Raw genomic sequence first — 24,614 nt, forward strand, 5'->3', positions numbered from 1 at the left:
CCGGATCATATATCCGGATAGACAGCGCGAGGATCGGCGATGGGCAGTGCCGCTCAGAAGAAGGCGATCAGGAACCACCGCGCACGTCTTGAGCGGCGCGGCCTTGCACGCTTCGAGATCATGGCGCCGGATGCGGATCGCGAGCTGATCCGGGCGCTGGCGCGCCGGCTGGCCGAGGCAGGCCCGGAGGCGGAACGAGTGCGAGCGACCGTGCAAAGGGCCGTGGCCAGCGAGCCGCCGAAGACCGGTGGCATTCTTGCAGCGTTGCGGCGCTCGCCGCTGGTCGGTGCCGATCTCGACGTCGGCCGCCCCCGTGAGGAGGGGCGCGGGATCGACTTGTGACGCGCTACCTCCTCGACACGAACATCAGGACTTCGCCGGCCTGCCGATCGTCAACCCTCTCCGGGGAGAAGGTTGACGCGGTTGTGGACCAAAAGAGGCCTCAAGCCTCTTTCTTCTGCCGCTCGATCTTCTTCCGCTCGTTCGGGTCCAGCACCTGCTTGCGCAGGCGGATGGTCTTCGGCGTGACCTCGACCAGCTCGTCGTCGTTGATGTAGGTCAGCGCCCGCTCCAGCGTCATCTGGATCGGCGGGGTCAGGCGAACCGCCTCGTCCTTGCTGGTGGTGCGGATGTTGGTCAGCTGCTTGCCCTTCAGGACATTGACCTCGAGGTCGTTGCCGCGGGTGTGCTCGCCGATGATCATGCCCTGATAGACCTTGGCCTGCGGCTCGATCAGCATCGGGCCGCGATCCTCCAGGTTCCACAGCGCGTAGGCCACGGCCTCGCCCTGGGCGTTCGAGATCAGCACGCCGGTGTGGCGCGAGGCGATCGCGCCCTTGTGCGGGGCGTAGCCGTGGAAGATCCGGTTCAGGACGCCGGTGCCGCGGGTGTCGGTCAGGAACTCGCCCTGATAGCCGATCAGGCCGCGGGTCGGCACCAGCATCACCAGGCGCTGCTTGCCGCCGCCGGACGGCCGCATCTCCAGCAGCTCGCCCTTGCGCTCGGACAGCTTCTGCACGACGACGCCGGAATGCTCCTCGTCGACGTCGATCGTCACTTCCTCGATCGGCTCCAGCACCTGGCCGGACTCGTCCTTCTGGAACACCACGCGCGGCCGGCTGATCGACAGCTCGAAGCCCTCGCGGCGCATGGTCTCGATCAGGATGCCGAGCTGCAGCTCGCCGCGGCCGGCGACCTCGAAGGCGTCCTTCTCGGCGGTCTCGGTGATCTTCAGCGCGACATTGCCCTCGGCCTCGCGCAGCAGCCGGGCGCGGATGACGCGGCTGGTGACCTTGTCGCCCTCGGTGCCGGCCAGCGGGCTGTCATTGACCGAGAAGGTCATGGCGATGGTCGGCGGGTCGATCGGCTGGGCCGACAACGCCCCGGTCACCGCCGGGTCGCAGATGGTGTCGGCGACGGTCGCGGTCTCCAGCCCGGCGATGGCGACGATGTCGCCGGCCTCGCCGATGTCGATCGGCTGGCGCTCGATGCCGCGGAAAGCCAGCACCCGGCTGATGCGGCCGGTCTCGATGGTCTCGCCGGTGCGCGACAGCGCCTTGACCGTCTGGTTCGGCTTGACCGAGCCGGACAGGATGCGCCCGGTCAGCACCCGGCCGAGATAGGGGTTGGCCTCAACCGTGGTGGCCAGCATGCGGAACGGCTGGTCGGCCTCGACCTTCGGCGCCGGCACATGCTTCACTACCAGGTCGAACAGCGGCGCCATGTCGGTCCGCTCCGCCTCCAGGCTCTCCGCCGCCCAGCCCTGCTTGGCCGAGGAGAACAGGGTCGGGAAGTCGAGCTGCTCGTCATTGGCGTCGAGCGCCGCGAACAGGTCGAACACCTCGTCATGCACCTGGTGCGGGCGGGCGTCCGGCCGGTCGCATTTGTTGACCAGCACGATCGGCCGCAGGCCCAGCTTCAGCGCCTTGCCGGTGACGAACTTGGTCTGCGGCAGCGGCCCCTCGGCCGCGTCCACCAGCACCACCACGCCGTCGACCATGTTCAAGATGCGCTCGACCTCGCCGCCGAAATCGGCGTGGCCCGGCGTGTCGACGATGTTGATGCGGACATCCTTCCACACCAGCGAGGTGCATTTCGCCAGGATGGTGATGCCGCGCTCGCGCTCCAGGTCGTTCGAGTCCATGACCCGCTCGGCGACCTGCTGGTTCTCGCGGAAGGCTCCCGACTGGCGCAGCAGCACGTCGATCAGGGTGGTCTTGCCATGATCGACATGGGCGATGATGGCGATGTTCCGGATATCCATGGTCCGTCCAGGGGGCGGGAGGGCGGGAAGCGTGCAGGCAAAACAAAGGACGGCGGACGGGTCGCCTTACGCAACGCCCCAGCCGCCGTTGCGGCGCAATATAGGCGGATCGGCGCCAAGTGCAAGCGGAGCGCAGCAAATCGTTGAAAAGTCGAGAGAGAATTTAAGGCAACGAAACGCGCATGGTATGTGTTCCCATCACGGCACAACCGAAGCGCGAGCGGCGGGCAGCACCACGAACGCGCGGCGAAGGGGGATCGCGGGATTGCGGGCAAGACTGGGCAAGTTCGGGTGGCTCGGCCTCCTCGCGGCACTGGTTCCGTCGGCGGCCCTGCTGGCCCAAGACGAGGCGCCGGCCACCGAAGGCGAGGCGGCGACCGAGGCGGCGCCGCTGCCCGACGAGCTGCCCTATGCGGCGACGCTGGAGCCGATCCCGGACGAGAACGCGACCGCGGCGCTGACCGGCGCCTCGAACCTCTTGAAGCTGCAGACCAGCCCGCCCTCGGGCCCGGTCGGGCTGGTCCGCCGCGCGCTGGCCGACCGCGACCGGCTGTACGGCGCGCTGGGGGCGCTGTCGTATTACGGCGGCGAGGTCCACATCACCATCGACGGCGCAGACCTGGACGACCCCGGGCTGATCGACCGGCTGACGGCGCGGCGGGGCAAGGATCCGGTCAAGGTCTCGATCAAGATCGATCTCGGTCCATCTTATAAGTTCAAGACCGTGCGGCTGACCGACACCCAGGGGTCGGACCAGCTGCCGCTGGTGATCGACCGGGCGCCGCTCGGCCTCGATCCCGGCAAGCCGGCGCTGTCGGCGACGATCCTGAGCGCCGAGGGCGCCATGGTGGCGCAGATGAACGACCAGGGCTATCCGCTGGCCAAGGTGCCGTCGCGCGACGCGGTGGTCGACCATGCCGACCGGACCATGGACCTGACCGAGTTTCTCGATCCCGGACCCAAGGCCGGCTTCGGCCCGGTCACGGTGGAGGGCGAGGAGACGGTCCGGGAGAGCTTCATCCGCAGCCGCGTGCCCTTCGTCACCGGCCAGATCTATTCGCCGCAGCAGGTCCAGGACCTGCGCAAGGACCTGGCCGATCTGGGCGTGTTCAGCAGCGTCCGCGTCACCACCGCGGACCAGGTGGACGCCCAGGGCAATGTCCCGGTGACGATCGCGGTGCAGGAACGGCCGCTGCGCTTCATCGGCTTCGGCGCCAAGTACGAGACCAATTACGGCGCCGGGGTGAACGCCTATTGGGGCCACCGCAACCTATGGGGCGGGGCCGAGCAGCTGCGGATCGACGGCGAGGTCAGCGGCCTCGGCTACAACAATGCGACCGAGCCGAACTTCAAGTTCGGCGTGTCCCTGAAGGTGCCGGGCTTCCTCGACCGCAACACCACGCTCGACAGCAAGGCCGAGGCGGTGCGCGAGGTGCTGGACGCCTACACCAGCACCCGCGGCCTGGTGCAGAGCATCGCCACCTACCACTACACCAAGCAGATCGATCTTCTGGCGGGCCTCAGCTTCGAAACCGGCCATGTCGAGAACGAGGAGGGCGAGTGGGACTACACCTTCGTCGGCATCCCGCTCGGCGCCAAGATCGACACCACCGACAACCTCTTGAACCCGACCAAGGGCTACCGGGCGCAGCTGTCGCTGACCCCCTACCCGACCTTCCTCGGCTCCTCGGTCGACATGATCGTGGCCAAGGCGCTGGGGTCGGCCTATCTCGACCTGTCGGGCGGCGATGGTGACATCGTCCTGGCCGGGCAGCTGGGCATCAGCAGCATCGCCGGGCCGGACATCGCCGACGTGCCGCCCGACAAGCGGCTCTATGCCGGCGGCGGCGGCACCGTCCGCGGCTACAAGTACCAGAGCATCGGTCCGCTGGATAAGAACGACAACCCGACCGGAGGCTTGAGCTCGATCATCGGCAGCCTGGAGCTGCGCTACAAGATCACCGACACGATCGGCATCGTGCCGTTCTTCGACGCCGGCGGCGTCTACGAGAAGAGCGTCCCCGACTTCGGCACCGACTTCCAGTACGCGGCCGGGCTGGGCGCCCGCTACTACACCGGCATCGGACCGATCCGCGCCGACATCGCCATTCCGCTGAACAAGCGCAAGAGCGACGACAGCTTCCAGCTCTACATCAGCATCGGGCAGGCCTTCTGATGCGCGCGCTGCGAATCCTCCTCATCCTCCTCGCGGTCGTGATCGGCCTGCCGGTCGCGCTGCTGCTGATCGTCTTCGCGGCGGCGCAGACCGGGCCCGGCAAGCGGCTGATCGCCGACCAGGCGGGCAGCCTGGCGAGCTCGCCCGAGATGCAGGTCTCGGTCGGTTCGATCGAAGGCTTCGTGCCCTTCGACATGACCGTGCGCGACGTCGCGGTGTCCGACCCGGCCGGCAAGATGGTGACGGTGGACTGGGCCCGCCTCGCCTGGAGCCCGACGGCGCTGCTGCGCCGCACCTTGCGGGTCGACGCGGTCGAGGCCGGCACGGTTACGGTCGACCGCCTGCCCGCCGGCGGCGCCGAGCCGGAGCCGGAGCCGAGCCCCGGCGGCTTCTCGCTGCCGCGGCTGCCGGTCGACATCCGGCTCGACCGACTGAATGTGGAGCGGATCGCGATCGGCCCGGCCGTCGCCGGAATGGCGGCGACGCTGAGCGTAGCCGGCGATGCCCAGCTGGGCGACCCGTCGCAGGGCTTGGCGACCAACCTCGCCGTCCGCCGGCTGGACGGCGCGGCCGGCGACATCACCGCCCGGCTGGCCTTCATCCCGTCGACCGAGCAGCTCGACGTCGCCGTGTCGGTGCAGGAGCCGCCGGGCGGGCTAATCGCCAGCATGGCCCAGTTCCCTGGGCAGCCGCCGGTCGACCTCAAGCTGAACGGCACTGGCACTCTGCGCGACTGGCGCGCCACCCTGTCCGGCAAGGTCGGCGACCTGGGCGGCGTCGAGGGCCAGGCTCGGATCGAGCCGGGCGAGGGCCGCCGCCGTCTAACCGTCGATCTGAATGCCGATGCCGCCCGGCTGGTCCCGGCCGCGCTCGCCGCCACCGCAACCCCGTTGCTGCAGGGCCGAACGACGCTGCAGGCCGAGGCCGAGATCACCGATGCCGGTCCGATCACCATCCGGCAACTCGACGCCACGGCCGCGGCCGGCAGCGTGTCGGTGACCGGCAGCGTGAACCCGACCGGCAACCAGGTGGATCTCGCCTACAAGCTGCAGGCCGGAGCCGCCGCCGGCTTCGCCACCCTGCTGCCGCCCGGCACCGGCTGGGACTCGCTGGCGGTCGACGGCACCGCCAGGGGCGCGCTGGACGCGCCGGTCGTCGCCGCCACGATCCGCGGCTCCGGGCTGCGCCAGGCGCCGTACGGCGCCGGCACACTGGCGGTCGATCTGACGGCGACGCCACAGGGCCCGTTCTCCGACCCCGAGGCCCCGATCGGACTGCGCGTCACCGCCTCCGCCGACGGCCTGGCGCTCGGCGACCCAGTGCTCGAGACGGCGACGGGCCACACCCTGCAGTTCAGCTTCGACGGCAGCGTCACCCAGTCGGGCAAGGCGGTGATCGACCGGCTGGAGACCCGGCTGGACGGTGCGGTGCTGACCGCCAGCGGCCAGGGCGACGCGATGGCGCCGTCCGGCGCCGGCACGCTGCACCTGACCTATGCCGATCTCGGCCGCTTCTCCGGCCTGGTCGGCCAGCCGATCTCGGGCGCCCTCGACCTGACGGTGAAGCCGGCGCTGGCCGCCGACGGCGCCGCCACCCTGGACTGGAACGGCACCATCGCCGAACCGAAGGCCGAGGCGACGCCGACCGCCGCCGTGCTCGGCCGCGAGGCGACGCTGACCGGCCGGATCGAGCGCGACGCCGGCGGCAAGATCACCGTCTCCGGCATCAGCGTGAAGGGCGAGAAGGCGTCGCTCGACGCCGCCGGAACGCTGGACGGCGAGGCGATCCAGGGCACGATCAAGGCGGCGCTCGGCTCGCTCGCCGCCGTCGCCCCCGGGGTCGAGGGCGCGGTGTCGGTCGATACCACCCTGTCCGGCACTATCGGCGCCCTCGGCGTCAAGGGCCAAGTCGTGGCCGAAGGGGTGAAGACCGCCGGCCATGCGGTCGAGCACCTGACCGTCGATATCGACGCCGCCGGGCTGCCGTCCGCCCCCGCCGGCACGGTCAAGCTGGCCGGCACGGTCGACGGCAAGCCGGCCACCGGCAACATCGCGCTGGCCCAGGGTCCGAACGGCGGCTTCGACCTCAATCCGCTGGTGCTGGACGTCGCCGGCATCAAGGCCGACGGCAATGCCGCGGTGGCCGCGGACGGCAAGCCGGTCGGCGGCACCGTCCGCCTCGCCGTCGCCGATCTCGGCGTGGTCGGCGCCTTCATCGGCCAGGCGCTGCGCGGCCAGCTCGACGCCACCCTGTCGCTCGATCCCACGGCTGGAGCCAAGATCGACCTGACCGCCCGGCGCGTCGCCTATGCCGACACCGCCCAGCTCGGCGAGATCCGGCTGACCGGAACCGTGCTCGACCCGATGGCGGACGGAAGGCGCATCCAGGACGGCCGGCTGCTGATCACCAACGCTACCGCCAGCGGCACCCCGATCAGCCGGGCCGAGCTGACCGTCGCCGGCACGATGCAGCAGCTGGCGCTGAAGCTGCAGGCCGCGACCGGCTACGGCACCGCCGACATGGCGGCCGATATCGGCCTGAACGGGGGCGAGACCGTGGTCGGCCTGAAGAGCCTGGCGATCCGCCAGTCCGGCCAGTCGGTCACCCTGTCGAAGCCGGCCACCATCCGCGCCGGCGCCGCCGGCGTCGACCTCGGCACCATCGACCTCGCGGTCAGCGGCGGCGGCACCGTCAGCCTGTCGGGCCGGGCCGGAGACGCGCTGGACCTGCGCGCCCGCATCGCCCGGCTGCCGCTCGGCCTGGCGTCGATCGCCAGCCCCGGCCTCGAGCTGCAGGGCCGGCTGGACGGCGACGCCACCATCACCGGCAGCGCCGCCGATCCGGGCGGCAAGTTCTCGCTGAAGGTGTCCGGCGCCAAGATGGGCGGGCTGAACACCGCCGGCCTGCCCACGGTCGACGCCACCGCCGACGGCACGCTGGGCGGCCGGCGCGTCGCCGTCACCAGCCGGGTCACCGCCGGGCGCGCCCGGCTCGACCTGCAGGGCGCGGTGCCGCTGGGCGGCGGGCCGCTTTCGGCCTCGGCCAAGGGCCAGGTCGAGCTGGCGATGTTCAACGACTTCCTGGCCGCCGGCGCCGACCGCATCGGCGGCCCGCTATCGCTCGACATCAGGATCGAAGGCACGCCCGACAGGCCGCAGGCCTCGGGCACCGTCACGCTGCGCAACGGCAGCTACCAGAACTCCGAATACGGCGTCCGGCTGCAGAACATCGACGCCACGGTGACCGGCGCCGGCGACAGCTTCCGGCTGAGCAGCCTGTCGGCGAAGACGCCGGGGGGCGGCACCATCAGCGGCAGCGGCAGCGTCACCCTGGGCGCGGGCGGCAGCATGCCGATCGACGTCCGGATCCAGACCAGCAACGCGCTGCTGGTGTCCAGCGACCTCGCCACCGTCCATGCCGACAGCGACCTGACGATGTCCGGCGACCTGTCGGCCGATTCCCTGCTCAAGGGCTCGGTCAAGCTGCGCCAGGCGGTGATCCAGATCCCGGACAGCTTCCCGGTCTCGGTCACGCCGATCCCGGTGCGCCAGATCAATGCGCCGCCGGAGATCGCGGCCCGGCTGAAGGACCAGCAGCCGCCGCCCGCCGCCCGCCAGGCATCGGCCCGGGCGCCGCGCCGGGCGGAGCCGCAGAAGCCGCCGTCGCAGATCGGCCTCGACATCACCGTCGAGGCGCCGAACCAGCTCTATGTCCGCGGCCAGGGCATCGATGCCGAGATGCAGGGCCAGATCCACGTCGTCGGCACCACCTCGACCCCCGACATCCAGGGCGGCTTCGAGATGCGGCGCGGCGCGATCTCGAAATTCGGCCAGCGGCTGGATTTCGAGCGCGGCCGCATCACCTTCGACGGCGGCGTGATGACGGATCCGCGCCTCGACTTCCTGGCCTCGTCCCGGGCCGGCGACGTCGTCGCCCATATCCTGGTCGGCGGCTACGCCTCCAAGCCGGAGCTCACGCTCAGCTCCACGCCCGAGCTGCCGCAGGACGAGGTGCTGTCGCGCCTGCTGTTCGGCCAGGCCACCGGCCAGCTCAGCCCCAGCCAGGCGATCCAGCTGGCCCAGGCGGCGGCCGAGCTGGCGGGAGTCGGCGGCGGCGGCACCGGCCTGCTCGGCGGCATCCAGAAGTCGCTCGGCCTCGACCAGCTCGACTTCAACACCGATGCCTCCGGCGGCTCCGCGATCGGCCTCGGCCGCTATCTCACCAAGGGTGTCCGCGTCGGGGTCGAACAGGGAATCGATGCCGGCAGCACCCGGGCCACGGTCACCATCGACGTGACCGACAACATCAAGGGCAAGGCCGAGGCCGGCGGCGACAGCGGCGGTGCCGTCGGGGGGACGGTGGAGTGGGACTACTGAGAAGATAGGCCGCGACTCTCTGTTGCAACCTTGAATTGCAGGTTCAGCGACTCGGGGCGCCTTCTCTTCGACATGGACGGGGAAATTGCCGTGTCGCCCGTCCATCGCCGTCATCCGCCGGATGGCATGCGTCAAAAGTTGCATAAAATACGAAAGTTTTTTTAACTAACTCGGATGTTATATTCCTCCCGCTTGTCTGGAACATCTTTCTTGGCAGGCATCATTTTTGATCCCCAGAAGGGCCCAAGCGGAAGGGACGACGCAGATGGCGCTTGAGAAAGCCCCGATGCCGAGGGGTGTCGACCAGCCGTTCGACGACAATCCTTGCGAGACGATCTACGCCGAAGACGCCGGCCAGATCATGGAGCAGCGCTGGTACAAGCGGTTCAGAGACGGCGCGGCCGGCTGTCTCCTGCATCGCGACGGAGCGCCGGCGCGCGTCGAGTATCACCGGAACGGCGCGGTGCGCCGCGAGGACTGGTTCCAGGCCGGGCGCTATCACCAGACCGCGAAGCCGGCAGTGACCGTCTACCACCCCGACGGCACGCCGAAATTCGAGTGGTGGTTCGTGGCCGACGAGGCCCATCGCGAGGACGGTCCGGCCTACATCCACTACGGCCGCGACGGCAGCCGGCTGGAGCGCTGGTACCGGTACAACCAGCGCCACCGGACCGACGGGCCGGCGGTGGTCGAGCGCGACGCGCACGGCGCAATCCGCAAGGCCGAGTGGTGGCTCGGCGGCAAGGAGGTCACCGCCGCGGCGGAGGCGTTCCTGGCCGAGACCGGGGCACAATGGCCGTTCGACGCCCGGACCGAGACCGGCTTCCTGGAGCGGGTGCTGCCCCGCGCCGCATAACGCGGCACGTCAGCCGGCAGTCTTCCGCTTCGGCTCCGCACCCGCGGACAGTTCGTCCCGCGGGATCGCCACCGCCCCTTCCGGCAGGTGCTGGCGCAGGAACTCGGCCAGCATCTCGATCTCGCCGCGCCGCGCCGCCCCGCGGCGCCACACCAGCCCGATCCGCCGCGACGGCGGCGGCGCATCGAAGGGCCTGAGCGCGATGTCGCTGTCGGCCGTGGTCGGCGCGGTGCAGGCCAGCGCCGGCAGCAGCGTGATGCCGATCCGCCCGGCCACCATCTCGCGCAGCGTCGACAGGCTGGTGGCGCCGAAGGCGTCCTCCTGCGTCCGTGCCGCGCTGCGACACACCTCCAGCGCCTGGTCGCGCAGGCAGTGCCCGTCCTCCAGCAGCAGCAGATGCTCGTCCGACAGGTCGGCGGGCGTCACCCGGTTGACGCGGGCCAGCCGGTGCCCGGTCGGCACGGCCAGCAGGAACGGCTCGTCGAACACCGGCAGCGAGTCCAGCTTCGGATCCTCCACCGGCAGGGCCAGCAGCGCCGCCTCCAGCTCGCCGCGGCGCAGCCGTTCGACCAGCCGGTCGGTCAGGTCTTCCCGCAGATAGAGGCGCAGCTCCGGATAGGTGCGGCGCAGCGTCCGCATCAGCCGCGGCAGCAGATAGGGGCCGAGCGTCGGGATCACCCCGAGCCGGAAGTCGCCGGCCAGCGGCGCCGCCTGGTCCCGGGCGGCGAGCAGCAGGTCCTGGGTCTCCGCGAGAATCCGCCGTGCCCGGGCGACCACCGCCTCGCCCAGCGGGGTCAGGATGATCCGCCGCTTCGACCGCTCGAACAGCGGCCCGCCCAGCATCTCCTCCAGCGCCTGCACCTGGGCGCTGAGCGAGGGCTGGCTGACATGGCAGGCGGCGGCGGCCCGGCCGAAATGCCGCGTGTCGGCAACGGCGACGACGTAGCGGAGCTGCCGCAGGGTGATCGGTTGGTTCATAGGATCAACCTATCATAATCCTCGGAACAATCGATTGGATTGTGGGAATCCGCTTTGCTATCTGCTTGCTGCAGCGCGAAATCATTTCCGCTGCACCGCAAACACGAAGCCTACGACAGAACCCACGGAGCCTCTCCAGATGCCCATGCTGACCATCGGCGACACCTTCCCGGATTTCTCGCTCCAGGCCGTCGTCTCGACCGACCCGAAGAACGCCTTCACCCAGATCGACCGTGCCGCCAGCAAGGGCAAGTGGAAGGTCGTGTTCTTCTGGCCGAAGGACTTCACCTTCGTCTGCCCGACCGAGATCGCGGCGTTCGGCAAGCTGGCCGGCGACTTCGCCGACCGTGACGCGCTGGTCTACGGCGTCTCGACCGACAGCGAGTTCGTGCACCTGGCCTGGCGCCAGAACCACGCCGACCTGAAGGAGCTGCCGATCCCGATGCTGGCCGACATCCGCAAGGATCTCAGCCGCTCGCTCGGCATCCTCGAGAAGAGCGAGGAAGTCTGCCTGCGCGCCACGTTCATCGTCGACCCGGACAACATCATCCGCTTCGTCTCGGTCAACGACATGTCGGTCGGCCGCAACCCGCAGGAGGTCCTGCGCGTGCTCGACGCGCTGCAGACCGACGAGCTCTGCCCCTGCAACTGGCAGAAGGGCGAGGAGACCCTGAAGGCCGCCTGATCCCCGGCCCTTCCTTCGCGCGGCCGGTCCTCCCGCGGACCGGCCGTCGCCTTGTCTGACACCCGATACCCGCCGGAGCCCCCATGTCGATCGATACGCTGAAGGCCGCCCTTCCCGACTACGCCAAGGATCTGAAGCTCAACCTGTCCTCGGTCCTGACCCCGCCCGGCGTGACCGCCCAGCAGATCTGGGGCTCGGCCCTGGCCAGCGCCTATGCCTCGCGCAACGCCACCGTGATCAAGGCGATCGCGGCCGAGGCGGCGCAGCACCTGTCGCCCGAGGCGCAGGGCGCCGCCAAGACCGCGGCGGCGATCATGGGCATGAACAACATCTATTACCGCTTCACCCACCTCGTGTCCGAGAAGGACTACGCGACCATGCCGGCGCGGCTGCGCATGAACGCGATCGCCAATCCGGGCATCGACCAGGTGGATTTCGAGCTGTATTCGCTGGCGGTGTCGGCGATCAACGGCTGCGGCATGTGCATGGACAGCCATGAGCAGGTGGTCGCCAAGAAGGGCGTCGGCAAGGACGTGGTCCAGGCCGTGATCCGCATCGCCGCCGTGATCCACGCCGTGGCCGCCACCCTGGATGCCGAGGAGAAGCTGGCCGCCTGACGGCCCGCGCTCCGGCACGACGCAAGGCCCGCCCCGGTGGCGGGCCTTTTGCTATTCGGCCGCCAGCCGGTCGAGCGGGATGCGGCGCTGCCGAGTGGAACGGTCGGCCAGCACCATCGGCATGCCGTCGGAGCAGGTCTCGACCCGCGCCTCGACGCCGTAGACCCGGCGCAGCATCTCCGCCGTGACCACCGCGCGCGGCTCGCCGCAGGCTGCGACGCGGCCCTCCTGCAGCACCAGCACCCGGTCGGTGAAGCGCACCGCCTGGTTCAGGTCGTGCAGCGCGATCAGCACGCACAGCCCGCGGCTGCGCGCCAGGTCGCGGATCAGGGTCAGCACCTCGACCTGGCGCTGCAGGTCGAGCGCGCTGGTCGGCTCGTCCATCAGCAGGATGCGCGGGTCGCGCACCAGCGCCTGGGCGATCGACACCAGCTGCTTCTGGCCGCCGCTGAGCTCGCCCAGGTTGCGCATGGCGAGGTCGTCGATCTCGAGCAGCCCTAAAGTGCGGGTGACGGCGTCGAGATCGGAATCGTCGACCCGCCAGCCGGCGCTGCTCTTGCGCGCCAGCAGCACGGATTCGAGCACGGTGAGCACGGCGTTCACCGCCGTCTCCTGCGGCAGGTGGCAGGGCCGGCTGGGATCGCCCTGGGCCCAGCTGCTGGCCGGCCGGCCGTCGATCAGCACCTCGCCCGGGCCGCCGATCAGCCCGGCGATGCGGCGGAACAGGCTGGACTTGCCGACCGCGTTCGGCCCGATCACGGCGGTCACCTCGCCGCCCGCCATCACCGGGGTGGTAATGCCGTGCAGCACCGCCCGGCGGCCATAGGCGACCGAGACGTCGCGCAGTTCGAGAGTGACGGGGTTCATTGCCATGCGCGGCGCCGGCTGGTCAGGATCAGGCTGAAGAAGAAGGGCACGCCGACCAGGGCGGTGATCACGCCGATCGGGAAGATCACGCCGGGCACGATCGACTTCGACACGATCGAGGTGGCGGACAGCATCAGCGCGCCGGCCAGGGCCGAGGCCGGCAGGAAGAAGCGCTGGTCCTCGCCGATCAGCATGCGGGCGATGTGCGGCCCGACCAGGCCGACGAAGCCGATGGTGCCGACGAAGGCCACCGGCACCGCGGCCAGCAGGCTGACCGCCAGGATCGTCTCGAGCCGCAGGCGGCGGACGTCGATGCCGAAGCTGCGGGCCTTGTCCTCGCCCAGGCGCAGCGCCGTCAGCTGCCAGGCCCGGCGCGCCATCAGCGGCAGCAGCACCACGAGCACCGCGGCCGTGACCGCGAGCTTGCCCCAGCTGGCCTTGCCCAGGCTGCCCATGGTCCAGAACACCACGGCGGCCAGCGCCTGCTCCGACGCCACATATTGCAGCAGCGACAGGAGGGCGTTGAAGGTGAAGACGATGGCGATGCCCAGCAGCACCACCGTCTCCATGGTCACGCCGCGGCGCTGGCTCAGCGCGTGCAGCCCCAGCGACGCCACCAGGGCCATCAGGAAGGCGTTGACCGGCACCATGATGTCGGTCAGGGCGGGGATCAGCGCCACGCCGAGCACGATGGCCAGCGCCGCGCCGAAGCTGGCGGCGGCGGAGATGCCGAGGGTGAAGGGGTCGGCCAGCGGGTTGTTCAGCACCGTCTGCATCTGGGCGCCCGCCACCGCCAGGGCGGCGCCGACCACGACGGCCATCAGCGCCACCGGCAGGCGGATGTCCCAGATCACCACCCGCAGCGTCGCCGGCACGTCGGAAGGCGAGAGCAGGGCCGACACCACCTCGCCGACGCCGTAGCGCGCCGGGCCGATACCGATGTCGAGCACCAGGCTGACCAAGAGCGCGGCGGCCAGGGCGGCCAGCAGCAGCAGCTTGCGCCGGGCCAGGCCGCGATAGGCGGCGCGGCCGGCGCGCAGATGGGTGTCGATCGGGGTCGGGACGGCGTGGTCCACCATGCTCAGCCTTTCAGCCCGCCGGGGTCAGCGAGACCCAGTAGCCGGGCCGGTACGGGATCGGCAGGAAGCGCTCGTGCAGGGTGCGGAACGTCGCCTCCGGGTCGAGGTCGGCGAACAGCTCCGGATGCAGCCACTTGGCGATCTGCTGCACCCCGACGAACTGGTACGGGCTGTCGTAGAACTGGTGCCAGATGGCGTGGACGCGGCCGTCGGCCACCGCCTTGACGCCGGTATAGGCCGGGCGCCGCACCAGCGCCGCCAGCCGCTCCTTCGCCCTGGCCTGGTCGGCGTCGGGACCGAGCCCGACCCAGCCGCCGTCCGGCACGAACTGGGTCCAGTTGGCCCCCGTGACGAGGACGACGTCCGGGTTGGCGACCGTCACCTGCTCCGGGTTCAGCACGCCGAAGGCGCCGGGGATCAGGCCGGCGGCGATGTTGATGCCGCCGGCCATCCGCACCATGCGGCCGAAATTCTCGTCACCGAAGGAGGCGCAGCATTCCGCGCCCCAGCCGGTGCCGGCGGCGCGCTCGATCATCACCTTCGGCTTCGGCGCGTCGGACTTGGCCAGGCGGTCCTGCACCAGATCCAGCTGCTGCCGGAAGAAGGCGATGAACTCCTCGGCCCGATCCTGCCGGCCGAGGACCTGGCCGAACAATCGCACGCTGGGTTCGGTGTTGGTGAAGGGCTCATCCCGGAAGTCGATGAAGACGGTGGCGATGCCGGCGCCCTCCAGCGTCTTGATCAGACCGGATTCCTCGGCCGCCGGCTTCTGGCCCAGCAGCAGGAACAGCACATCGGGCTTCAGCGCGATCGCCTGCTCGGTGTTGAAGGTCCCCTCTTCAGGGTCGCCGATATCCGGGATGGCATCGATGCCGGGGAACTTCGCCTGGTAGAGCCTGTAGGTATCGAGGTCGGAGCGCTCGAACTCGTCCTTCCAGCCGGCGATGCGGCCGATCGGGTTCTCGCGGTCCAGCGCCGCGACGATGTAGATCTGCCGCCCTTCGCCGAGCAGGATGCGCTCGACATTCTTCGGCACCTCGACCGTCCGGCCGGCCAGATCGGTGACCGAGATCTTGTCCTCCGCCGCCAGCGCCGCGCCGGCGCAGAGGCTGAGCGCCGCCGCTGCCAGGAACCGGATCATCGAGCCCATGCGCACCCCCGTCTTGATCGGGGGTTGGGTACCATGCGGATATTGCGATTGCGAGTGCTTTTCAGTCTCGCCCGACGAGGCTGCAGCGGGGCGCGGCTCTCTGGCATGCTGTCGCCGCAGCCCCGGAGTCGCGATGATTCAGCTGTCCCGTATCCGCCTCGATCCGATCCATGTCCGCCAGGCGGTGCGGGGCGCGGTCGCGGCCGTCGCCGCCTATGCCCTGGCCGAGGCCTTCGGCCTGCCCAAGGGCTACTGGTCGGTGCTGACCGCCGTGATCGTGATGCAGGCGACGCTCGGCGCCACGCTGAGCGCGACCATCGACCGGCTGCTCGGCACCATGCTCGGCGCCGCCTTCGGGGTGGTGGGCGCGGTGCTGTCCGGCCCTTCGGCGCTGCGCACCGGCGCGGTGCTGCTGCTGGTGATGCTGGCCACGGTCTATATCGCCGCCCGCCGGCCCAGCCTGCGGCTCGGCTCGGTCACCGCGGCGATCGTCATGCTGTCCGACCCGAGCCATGCCGATCCGCCGGGCGCCGCCTTCCAGCGGGTGGCGGAGATCGGCCTGGGCACCGTGGTCGGGGTGCTGGCCGCCCTGCTGATCCTGCCGGCCCGGGCCGGCGACCATCTGCGCGACACCGCCGCCGAGTTGCTCGGCCAATGCGCCGCCCTGCTGGCCCTGATCGCGGGCCGGCTGGCCGGGTCGGGGGAAGACCCGACGGCGCTGAACCAGCGCATCCGCACGCTGCTGCGCAAGGGCGACGGCCAGATCGACGAGGCGCGGCGGGAGCGGCGCGGCGCCATCCCAGACCATCTCGACCCGGCGCCGATCATCCGCACCATCCGCCGCCTGTGGCACAGCGAGATCATCCTGGTCCGCGCCGCCCAGGCCCCGCTGTCGCCGCCGCTGCAGACGGCGCTGGGGGCGACGCTGGACCAGGCGGTGATGGCGGCGAGGAAGCGGATGACCGCTCTGGCCGCGGCGCTGGAGGCGAAGGCGGCGCCGGGCGACGGCAGCGCCCTCGACCAGGCCGTGGCGGCGCTGCAGAGCAGCGTCGATGCGCTGCGGGGCGCTGGCGGGGACGGCCTCGACGGCCGCGAATTCGGCCAGGCCTTCGCCATCGCCTTCACCTTCGCCCAGCTCCGCGACAACCTCGCCGACCTGGCCGAGCGGCTGCGCGAGCAGGCCGGTGCAAGCGATGTGCCGCAGGACTGACCGTCAGTTCCGCAGCACGTTCGACAGCTCGCGCATCTGGGTGCGGGCGCGCAGCAGGAAGAAGCCCTGCACCGCCAGGTGGTTGGGCTGGAACATGGCGTCGGCGCGGCCGTTCATCACCACCAGCGGCCGCAGCTCCGCCGCCTCGCGCAGGTTGTCGACCATCTCGTCCCAGATCTTGGTCGCGCCGGACTGGGCGATCACCCCTTCGAAGTCGCGGCCGAGCGCCCGCAGCACCAGGAAATAGGCGTAGAGCCGGCCCTTGGTGGCATAGAAGATGTCGTCGGCCCGGGTGTCGATCAGCCAGCCGCGGCTGGCCTCGATGTGGTCGGCGATCACCGAGGATTGCGAGCCGAGATCGGCGGCGAAGCGGTCGATCGTCTGCAGCAGGTTGTCGGCCCGCCGCTCGAACGGCGCGGTGCCGGCGGCGACCCGGTCGTTGTAGCTGCGCAGCGCCCGGGCAGCGGCGCGGTACTGCGATTCCGACGACGCCGTCGGCGCCCAGGAGGTGCTGAGGTCGAACAGCCAGATCGTGCCGGGATAGCGCAGCAGGCCGGTGGCGCGGTCGAGATCCGGGTCCATCTGCGACGAGCCGCGCGAGCGGCCGATCTGGTCGCCCATCTCGGCGGTGAAGCGCGACAGGGCGTAGACGATGCCCTGCTGGTAGTTCGGCATGTTGTCCAAGAGCCAGCCGGGCAGGAAGAACGGGTCGTTCGCGGTCCAGCGATGGGCGCCGCCAGTCTCGCGCTCGATCAGCGCGGCGGCGATCTCGACCGCCTGGCTGCCATTGGCCACCGGCGCGGCCACGGTGAAGTCCGGGTCGTCGTCGATCGCGTGCACGACGAAGGCGCCGACCGCCATGTAGAGCACGAACAGCACGATGAGCCCGCCAATGCCCCAGCCGAGCGCCCGGGACCAGCGCCGGCCGCCGGACGGCGGCGGTGCGGCCGGCGGGACGCCATCGCCGGTCGCCCTGCGCCGGAACAGCCCGCCCAGCCGCGCGCGCCAGCCGCGACGGGCGGGCGCCGGATCGAGGTCCTCCTGGAAGATGTCGTCCGGCCGTTCGCTCACCTGCCCCTCGCCCGCTGGTGGTCCCGGCGACAGAATGGCGATGGCGGCAACTTCGTGCCAGTCCCCGCGTCAGCCGTGCGGCACGACGGTGATCATGATGCCGGCGAAATGCAGGGCGCTGCCGGCCAGGACGAACAGGTGCCAGATCATATGGTTGAAGGGCAGCCGCTCCCACACATAGAACGCCACGCCGACGGTGTAGGCGACGCCGCCGGCCACGATCCAGCCGACCGCGGCGCCGCCGAGCGACGACCAGACGGGGCCGATGGCGACCAGGATCAGCCAGCCCATCCCGAGATAGAGCGGCAGCGCGACATGCCGGCCGTAACGGCGCCAGGTCAGGCGCAGCGCCACGCCAGTGACGGCCAGGGCCCAGATCACCGCGAACAGCGTCCAGCCCCAGGCGCCGCGCAGGCCGAGCAGCAGGAACGGCGTATAGGTGCCGGCGATCAGCAGATAGATCGAGGCATGGTCGAGAAGGTTGCAGATATGCTTGAATCGCGCCGTGCGCGCCGCATGCAGCAGGGTGGACGACACATAGGTCAGGACCAGCGTCACCCCGTAGATCGCCAGGCTGGCGATCTCGAGCACGCCGCCGTAGAGGCTGGCCAGAATCACCAGGACCACCAAGCCCGCCACGGCGAGGGCGGCGCCGATGCCGTGGGTGACGGCGTTGGCGATCTCTTCGGCCAGGGTCTCGGTGTGGTCGACGATCCCTTCGGTCATGGCGTCAGTCTAGCATCGGATCCGGTGGCGGCCATGCGGCACGATCATCCGGCGCACCGGCCCCCTGGTGGCCGGAACAGCCACAACGATAGAGAGCAAAAGAATCGAATTTTGAGCAATATTGAATAGATCGTCGGCTATACTTTTTGATCTTCCAAATCCGCTTGTCAGATTTCGTTTCGTTTGCAATGGTGAAAACAGATTCGAATCTAGGGACCGGCGCATTGCCGCCCGATCCATAGATTTCGATTTTTCGAAATCGAATAATCCGCGGAGGCGAACTTGCATCCAACGCCTGCAGCCGATCGTGCGGTATGCCCTTCGTGAGTTCGCGCGCATCCCGTTGAGAACGCTGGAGCATCCCGGTCACGGGACGTGGTCGATCCGGCCCTGAGGGCAGCTTTTCGCCCCTCCCCATCATGGCGAGGAGGCGAAGCCGACGTGGCCATCCAGGGACCCCGGCCTCGAGAATTGCGCCGCTGGATGGCCACGGCCCTGCGGGGCTCGCCATGACGGATCGATGATCTCGGCATCGAACATTTCGACGTGTCGACACCCAACCCAATCAAAAGGAATCGATCGTGGGGGAATCCGAAACGACAGGATTATCGGGGCGCATACGGCAAACGGCCCTTCGCTATTCAAGGCAGATCGCCCTGGCGCTGTCCGTCGCGATAGCGGGCGCGTCCCCGGCCCATGCGCAGGACCTGGCGGCCCGGGCCGACCAGACCGCCTTTGGCGGCCGGATCGGCGTGCCCCTCCAGCAGGGCGACTTCGTCTATCTTCCGGCCGGATCCACCATAACGGCATGGGACTACCGGACTCCAGAAGCGCCCCGGCTGGCCGGCGACACGCGCCGGCAGCCGCTCGCCGGCGTCATCACCGGGATCGCGTCCCGCGGCCGGTATCTTTACGCGAGCTGGCAGCGACAGGACGGCAGCTCCGGCTTGGCCATCTATTCCCTCCTCGATCCGGGCCGTCCGAGGCTGATCGACGGCGGCCTCCTCCGGAAAAGTGCGTCGCCCGAGGCCATCACGGCGATCTCGATCGACGGCGATTATCTGTATGCGTTCGACAGTCAAAGAGGCCTGGTCGTCCACTCCCTGGCGGATCCGCTCTACCCCAGAGCCGTCCGGGTGGTCGAGGCCGGTCCCGCCGATGTGGTCGGCATGGCCGGCAGCCGCATCTTCACGGCCGGCCGGACCTTGTTGGGCGACACCCTGCTGCAGGTCTTCGACAACAGCCGGAAGAATCTTCCCAAGACAGTGACCAGCGAGAATCTGGACGGCTTCGACAATTTCCGCCTGCAGTTCTCCTGGCCGCTGGCGGTGGGATTCGGGCTGGGCGTCAACCTGTACTACCTGCCGCCCTGGGGCGGCCCGCCGCTGCTGTGGGGGAGTGCGGCGCCGGGCGAGGCTCTGTTCAACGGCTTCATCGCCGGCGACAAGGCCTATGGCTTCGGGGCCTCCGGCGTCAGCATCTGGAGTCTCCGCCTGCCGGTCCGCCGGGTCGGCCATGTCGATTTCGGCAATGCCTTCGCCGCGGAGACGACCGCGGTGCAGGGCCGGTGGGGATGGGTCGCCACCAGCACCGACCAGCTGGCCCTCTTCGACACGGGCAAGACGGCCCGCCTGGCCAGCGTGGTCGACACCATCGGCGGCGCCGATGTCCGGGACGCGGCCATCATCGACCGCACCCTGGTCCTGCTGCAGAACACCTACGGGCTGAGCGCGGCCAGCGACGGCGACCTGACGCCGGCGGGACGGTTCGATGCCGACCTGCCGAAGGCCAAGCAGGCCCGCGCCTTCGAGGACATGTCGGTCGATGGCCGGCGGGCCTATCTGGCGGCCTGGGGCTATGGGCTGATCGTCGTCGATCTCAGCAATCCGTTATCGCCGCGCGAGCTGGGGCGCCTGCCCGCCGAATTCTCCTCCGCGATCGCGGGGAAGGGCCGGCATGTCTATCTCGGCACGGCCACCAACGGGGGCTCGATGACGTCCGTCGACGTGTCGAACCCTGCCCGTCCGGTCGTGCGGGCCGCAGTTCCGGTGGACACCCGCGTCGAGCGGCTGCAGTTGGCCGGAAGCCTGCTCTTCGCGGCCACCGCGCCGGACGCCGCGGGCGGTCCTCCGGGTGGCCTGCGCATCTTCGATGTCAGCAACCCCGCGCAGATCAGCGAGATCGGCCGCTACACCGATGATTGCGAATTCGCCAGCGATCTGGCCCTCAGCGACGATGCCAGGACCGTCCATCTGCGCTGCTCGACCGGCCTTCACATCGTCGATGTCAGCCTGCCGGGCCGGCCGGCCCGCCTCGGCCTCTACCCGGCCAGCCAGGGTGGCCGGGCGGTCGCCCTCGGCTCCGGCACGGTGTTCATCGCGGCGGACGGCGATGTCGAGGAGGTCGATGTGCGCAATCCGCGCCAGCCGACCCTGCTGAACCGGTATCGCCTGCCGGCGGAGGCACAGCGGCTGCGGGTGATGCCCGGCCGGCGCCTGTTCGCGTTCACCGGGCCGGGCGGCCTGCAGATCATCAAGCTCTGACGAGCCGTTTCACACCGTTATTGCGAGGAAGCGCAGCCGACGAAGCAATCCAGGGGCTGGTTCGCATCGGCTCCTGGATTGCTTCGCTGCGCTCGCAATGACGGTGTTGGGAATTGCCAAAGGGCTTTCCCAGCGGCCTGTCTCGCGCTCAGGCGCGCCAGAACGGCTTGCGGACCTCTTCCTCGACATCGCTGTGGCTCAGGCCGACATCGGCCAGGACGTGGTCGTCGAGGCTGGACAGGTGGCGGCGCTGACGCTCGCGGTCCTGCCAGTCCAGAAGCCGGTCGACCAGGCGCAGGACCAGGCCCCGGGAGGCGATGGCGTCGCGAGAGGTGGTGAGCTGGATTCCGGTGGCGGACATCACGGTTCTCCTTCCTTTCGAGGTCGGCTGGTCCCGCAGGGGAAGCATCCGCCTCGCCGTGATAGTTGCGCCTTCGTTCTCGTTTCGACAAACGAGGCTTTCTCGTGCTATGGCTTAGAAAAACTATCGCTCGAACGGCTCGGTCCGATGGCGCGCCGCTTGCCCCCGCTCAACGCCCTGCGCGCCTTCGAGGCCGCCGCCCGCCATCTCAGCTTCGTCGACGCGGCCGACGAGCTCGCGGTCACCCCCGCCGCGGTCAGCCATCAGGTCAAGGCGCTGGAGGCGCATCTCGGCCTGCCCCTGTTCCAGCGCCTGGCGCGCGGGCTGGAGCTGACCGAGCAGGGCCGGACCCTGGCGCCGCAGCTGACCCGCGGCTTCGACCGCCTGGCCGAGGCGGTGGCGCGGGTGCGGACCGACGAGGCCCAGACCGTGCTGTCGGTCACCGTGCTGCCCTCCTTCGCCGTGCGCTGGCTGCTGCCGCGGCTGGGCGAGTTCCGGCGTGCCAATCCGGGCATCGAGATCGAGGTCCGGGCCCAGCACCAGGCGGTGGATTTCCGGCGCGAGCGGGTCGACATCGCCCTGCGCTACGGCCGCGGCGGCTGGCCCGGACTGCATGTTGAGCGCTTCCTCGGCGACGAGGTGTTCCCGGTGTGCAGCCCGAAGCTGCTCGACTGGCCGCACCCGCTGCTGCGGCCCGAGGATCTGCGCCACCACACCCTGATCCACGACGTGCTGACCGGGGACGACGAGCCCTGGGTCACCTGGCAGCACTGGCTGCTGCATTTCGGGCTCGACGACATCGACCACCGCCGCGGGCCGCGCTACAGCGACAGCCACATGATGCTGGAGGCGGCGGCGGCCGGCGAGGGCGTGGCCCTCGGCCGCAGCTCGATCATGGCCGACGACCTGGTGCGCGGCCGGCTGATCCGCCCGTTCCCGGACAGCCAGGTGGCCGACTACGCCTATCATTTCCTGTGCCGAACCGACGCCATCGACCGCCCGGCGGTCCGCGCCTTCCGCGATTGGCTGATTGCCGCGGCAGCGGAATGAGGGCTCTGCATAGCAGATTATATATAAAATTTTATCAAAATTGATTGAACCTCTCGAGAGGTGCTGGTAGAGGCGTCCGCTGCTGCATCGACGCTCTGGACCGGAGCCTGCCCGCATCGGCGGCGGCCCGGTCTCCTCCGAGGGGGTGCTTTGTCCAAGCGGCCGTTTTCCCCACACATCGCGGTTCCCCTGATCTTCGCGGCGATGCTGGCCGGCCAGGCCGGCTCCGCCAGGGCGGAGGACTATGATTCCCTGATCCGGGCGGCACGCGCCGGCCAGTATGAGCCGGCATTGGCGATGCTGCGCACCCTGACCCACGACTCGCCGGGCAATCTGCGCGCCGCCTATGACCGCATCGCCATCACCGGCTGGGCAGGCCGCGACGCCGAGGTGACCGAGGCCTATGAGGCGCTGCCGCGCGGGGCGGCGCTGCCCCTGGACCTGCAGGAGGTGGTGGCGAAGGCCTATCGCAACCGGCAGCGCTGGGACCGCGCCCTGGCGCTGTATCGCGACGGCCGGCGGCGGGCGCCCGGCCAGGCGGCCTTCCGCCTCGGCGAAGTCCTGGTCCTGGCCGATGCCGGCCGGGCCGAGGAGGCGATCCGTCTGGGCCAGGCGCTGGTCAGCGGCCAGCCGCGCGATGCCGATGCGCGGCTGGCGCTGGGTTACGCCTATGCCCGGGCCGGGCACTCCTTCGATTCGCTGGCCGAGACCGACCGGGCCGTGGCCCTGGCGCCGCGGCGCGAGGATCTGGCGCGCGAGCGCATCTTCGCCCTGGAGCGCGCCGGCCTGCCGCAGGCCGCGCTGCGCGACGCCGACCGCCGGCCCGGCCTGCTGGCGGCGGAGGACAGACGCCGGCTGGAGGGCGACGCCGCGGCCGAGCTGGTGCGCCTGGCGCCGTTGCCGTCGCGTCGGGAGGCGGAGCGCTTCGCCGTGGCCGACCGGGCCATCGCCATGCTGGACGACCAGATCGCGCGCTGGCGCGCCGAGGGCGACGCGGCGGCGAAGGATGTCATCCGAGCCCGCCTCGACCGCATCGGCGCCCTGCAGGCACGGGCGCGGATGCAGGATGTCGTCGACGAGTACGAGGCGCTGCGGGCGGAGGGCGTCGACGTGCCGCCCTACGTGCTGAGCGACGTGGCCTCGGCCTATCTCTATCTGCGCCGGCCGGAGATCGCGCGCGACCTGTACCGGCAGGTGCTGGCCGCGGGCACCGCCGAGGCGACGCCGGAGGATGAGCTCGGGCTGTTCTACGCCCTGGTCGAGAGCGAGCGGATCGAGGAGGCGCAGGTCTGGATCGACGCGGTCAATGCCCGCCGCCCGGTCTGGCTGCAGCCCAGGGGCCAGGCCGACAAGACGCCGAACGACCGGCGCCTCGACAGCGAGGTCGCCGCCGCCAACGCCCGCTATTTCGCCGACGACCTGCCGGAGGCGGAGCGCCGCTTCCGCGCCATGACCGACGCCGCGCCGAACAATGTCCAGCTGCGCGCGGGCCTGGCCGAGATCTACGGCGCCCGCGGCTGGCCGCGCCGGGCCGAACAGGAGCTGGCGATCGCCCAGACCGAGGCGCCGCGGGCCCTGTCGGTCGAGGTCGCGCAGGGCGAGACCGCCCTGCTGCTGCGCGAATGGCGCCAGGTCGAGGTCCTTGTGCAGGACTTGGTCGCCCGCTTCCCGGAAAATCCGGACGTCCGCCGCCTGGCCCGGGAGTGGGAGGTCCACACCATGGCGGAGTTGCAGATCAAGGGCGACCGCGGCGTCGCCGGCAGCACCCCCGTCTCCGGCGGCGACGACCTGTCCGTCGAGGCCGTGCTGTACTCGCCGCCGATCGCATACAACTGGCGCGGCTTCGCCGGCCTCGGCCGGGCGGCCGGCGCCTTCGACGACGGACATGCGGAATTCACCTGGGGCCGCGCCGGACTCGAATGGCGCAGCCGGGACCTAATCGTCGAGGGAGAGGTCTCGGGAAACCGCTATGGCCACGGCACCAGGGTCGGCGCCCGCCTCGCCGCGACCGTCGACATCGACGACGAATGGCAGGTCGGCGCGACGGGCGAGATCCTCTCGCGCGACACGCCGCTGCGGGCGCTGGAGGAGGGCATCGGCTCCGACCGCGTCTCGGGCTTCATCCGCTGGCGCCAGGACGAGCGCCGCGAGATCGGCCTCACCGTCGGCAACGCCTGGTTCGGCGACGGCAACAACCGGACCACGGTGGCGCTGGACGGCCAGCAGCGGATCTATACCGCGCCGCACTTCAAAGCGGATCTCAAGCTCGACCTCGCGGCCTCGTTCAACAGCGAGGGCGGCGACACCGACTACTTCAATCCCAAGGCCGATCTCGCGGCGCTGCCGCAGCTCGAGCTGCAGCACATCCTCTACCGCCGCTACGACACGGTCTGGCGGCACTCGCTGACCTTCGGCGCCGGCCCCTACTGGCAGCAGGATTTCGGCACGGGCGTGATCGCGACGGTCGGCTATCGCCAGGAATTCGAGACCGACAACGTGTTCCAGATCGGTGCCGGCATCTCCGGCAGCTATCGGCCCTATGACGGCGACTACGAGACCGAGCTGCGCGTCAATTTCGACCTGACCTACCGGTTCTGAGGGCAGCC

19 protein-coding genes are annotated in these 24,614 nt (G+C 70.2%); 10 read left to right on the top strand and 9 right to left on the bottom strand.

Annotated features, from left to right (window positions below):
- Window positions 1-39 precede the first annotated feature (39 nt).
- A complete protein-coding gene (locus tag LG391_RS07675; RefSeq protein WP_225767383.1) occupies window positions 40-342 on the top strand; it encodes a hypothetical protein in 303 nt (100 codons plus the stop codon).
- Window positions 343-442: 100 nt separating this feature from the next.
- Here LG391_RS07675 and typA read toward each other — a convergent pair whose 3' ends face one another.
- Complete coding sequence (gene typA, locus LG391_RS07680) at window positions 443-2,263, bottom strand: translational GTPase TypA (RefSeq protein WP_225767384.1); 1,821 nt, start codon at window positions 2,261-2,263, stop codon at window positions 443-445.
- 265 nt (window positions 2,264-2,528) lie between these two features.
- Between typA and LG391_RS07685 the strand changes: the two genes are divergently transcribed.
- The 3 genes from LG391_RS07685 to LG391_RS07695 all read left to right on the top strand — a co-directional run bounded on the left by LG391_RS07685 (window position 2,529) and on the right by LG391_RS07695 (window position 9,671).
- A complete protein-coding gene (locus tag LG391_RS07685) occupies window positions 2,529-4,439 on the top strand; it encodes an autotransporter assembly complex family protein (protein ID WP_225767385.1) in 1,911 nt (636 codons plus the stop codon).
- Complete coding sequence (locus LG391_RS07690) at window positions 4,439-8,815, top strand: translocation/assembly module TamB domain-containing protein (protein WP_225767386.1); 4,377 nt, start codon at window positions 4,439-4,441, stop codon at window positions 8,813-8,815. Before LG391_RS07685 ends, LG391_RS07690 begins: the two co-directional genes overlap by 1 nt.
- A 265-nt stretch (window positions 8,816-9,080) precedes the next feature.
- Complete coding sequence (locus LG391_RS07695) at window positions 9,081-9,671, top strand: hypothetical protein (RefSeq protein WP_225767387.1); 591 nt, start codon at window positions 9,081-9,083, stop codon at window positions 9,669-9,671.
- Window positions 9,672-9,680: 9 nt separating this feature from the next.
- Here the strand turns inward: LG391_RS07695 and LG391_RS07700 are convergent, their stop codons facing one another.
- A complete protein-coding gene (locus LG391_RS07700) occupies window positions 9,681-10,649 on the bottom strand; it encodes a LysR substrate-binding domain-containing protein (protein WP_225767388.1) in 969 nt (322 codons plus the stop codon).
- A 145-nt stretch (window positions 10,650-10,794) separates the two neighbouring features.
- Between LG391_RS07700 and LG391_RS07705 the strand changes: the two genes are divergently transcribed.
- Together LG391_RS07705 and LG391_RS07710 are read left to right on the top strand one after the other, a co-directional pair.
- Window positions 10,795-11,334 (top strand): peroxiredoxin, encoded by a 540-nt coding sequence (locus LG391_RS07705; RefSeq protein ID WP_304608423.1) that lies wholly within the window; start codon window positions 10,795-10,797, stop codon window positions 11,332-11,334.
- An 83-nt stretch (window positions 11,335-11,417) separates the two neighbouring features.
- Window positions 11,418-11,951, top strand: a complete 534-nt coding sequence (locus LG391_RS07710) for a carboxymuconolactone decarboxylase family protein (RefSeq protein ID WP_026871814.1) — start codon at window positions 11,418-11,420, stop codon at window positions 11,949-11,951.
- 51 nt (window positions 11,952-12,002) lie between these two features.
- On the opposite strand, the gene LG391_RS07715 is transcribed toward LG391_RS07710, so the two are convergent.
- Genes LG391_RS07715 through LG391_RS07725 form a run of 3 tightly spaced genes read right to left on the bottom strand, consistent with a single transcriptional unit; the run spans window position 12,003 to window position 15,047 of the window.
- Window positions 12,003-12,824: an ABC transporter ATP-binding protein gene (locus tag LG391_RS07715; protein WP_225767390.1), complete on the bottom strand. Its 822-nt coding sequence runs from the start codon at window positions 12,822-12,824 to the stop codon at window positions 12,003-12,005.
- On the bottom strand, window positions 12,815-13,897 hold the full coding sequence (locus tag LG391_RS07720; RefSeq protein WP_225767391.1) for an iron ABC transporter permease: 1,083 nt from the start codon (window positions 13,895-13,897) through the stop codon (window positions 12,815-12,817). The genes LG391_RS07715 and LG391_RS07720 overlap by 10 nt, the downstream gene beginning before the upstream one ends.
- Window positions 13,898-13,907: 10 nt before the next feature.
- A complete protein-coding gene (locus LG391_RS07725) occupies window positions 13,908-15,047 on the bottom strand; it encodes an ABC transporter substrate-binding protein (RefSeq protein WP_225767392.1) in 1,140 nt (379 codons plus the stop codon).
- Between the two features lie 133 nt (window positions 15,048-15,180).
- On the opposite strand from LG391_RS07725, the gene LG391_RS07730 reads away from it, so the two are divergent.
- Entirely contained in the window at window positions 15,181-16,257 is a 1,077-nt protein-coding gene (locus LG391_RS07730; RefSeq protein ID WP_225767393.1) for an FUSC family protein, read from the top strand.
- A 3-nt stretch (window positions 16,258-16,260) separates the two neighbouring features.
- Here LG391_RS07730 and LG391_RS07735 read toward each other — a convergent pair whose 3' ends face one another.
- The 3 genes from LG391_RS07735 to LG391_RS07745 all read right to left on the bottom strand — a co-directional run bounded on the left by LG391_RS07735 (window position 16,261) and on the right by LG391_RS07745 (window position 18,424).
- Window positions 16,261-17,328 carry a DUF2333 family protein gene (locus tag LG391_RS07735; RefSeq protein WP_225767394.1) on the bottom strand — a complete coding sequence of 356 codons (1,068 nt, stop codon included), beginning with the start codon at window positions 17,326-17,328 and terminating at the stop codon, window positions 16,261-16,263.
- Window positions 17,329-17,397: 69 nt separating this feature from the next.
- Window positions 17,398-18,054, bottom strand: coding sequence for a hemolysin III family protein (locus LG391_RS07740; protein ID WP_225767395.1), 657 nt, complete (start codon window positions 18,052-18,054; stop codon window positions 17,398-17,400).
- Between the two features lie 4 nt (window positions 18,055-18,058).
- Window positions 18,059-18,424, bottom strand: coding sequence for a PH domain-containing protein (locus LG391_RS07745; RefSeq protein WP_225767396.1), 366 nt, complete (start codon window positions 18,422-18,424; stop codon window positions 18,059-18,061).
- A gap of 382 nt (window positions 18,425-18,806) precedes the next feature.
- Here LG391_RS07745 and LG391_RS07750 point away from each other — a divergent pair, with 382 nt between their 5' ends.
- Complete coding sequence (locus tag LG391_RS07750) at window positions 18,807-20,597, top strand: hypothetical protein (RefSeq protein WP_225767397.1); 1,791 nt, start codon at window positions 18,807-18,809, stop codon at window positions 20,595-20,597.
- A gap of 148 nt (window positions 20,598-20,745) precedes the next feature.
- On the opposite strand, the gene LG391_RS07755 is transcribed toward LG391_RS07750, so the two are convergent.
- A complete protein-coding gene (locus LG391_RS07755; RefSeq protein ID WP_225767398.1) occupies window positions 20,746-20,958 on the bottom strand; it encodes a DUF1127 domain-containing protein in 213 nt (70 codons plus the stop codon).
- A 147-nt stretch (window positions 20,959-21,105) separates the two neighbouring features.
- Between LG391_RS07755 and gcvA the strand changes: the two genes are divergently transcribed.
- Both gcvA and pgaA read left to right on the top strand, forming a co-directional pair.
- Window positions 21,106-22,008, top strand: a complete 903-nt coding sequence (gcvA, locus tag LG391_RS07760) for a transcriptional regulator GcvA (protein ID WP_225767399.1) — start codon at window positions 21,106-21,108, stop codon at window positions 22,006-22,008.
- 150 nt (window positions 22,009-22,158) lie between these two features.
- Window positions 22,159-24,606, top strand: a complete 2,448-nt coding sequence (pgaA, locus tag LG391_RS07765; RefSeq protein ID WP_225767400.1) for a poly-beta-1,6 N-acetyl-D-glucosamine export porin PgaA — start codon at window positions 22,159-22,161, stop codon at window positions 24,604-24,606.
- Window positions 24,607-24,614: the final 8 nt, after the last annotated feature.

Origin of the sequence: Inquilinus sp. Marseille-Q2685, assembly GCF_916619195.1 — a bacterium.
Taxonomy (GTDB): domain Bacteria; phylum Pseudomonadota; class Alphaproteobacteria; order DSM-16000; family Inquilinaceae; genus Inquilinus.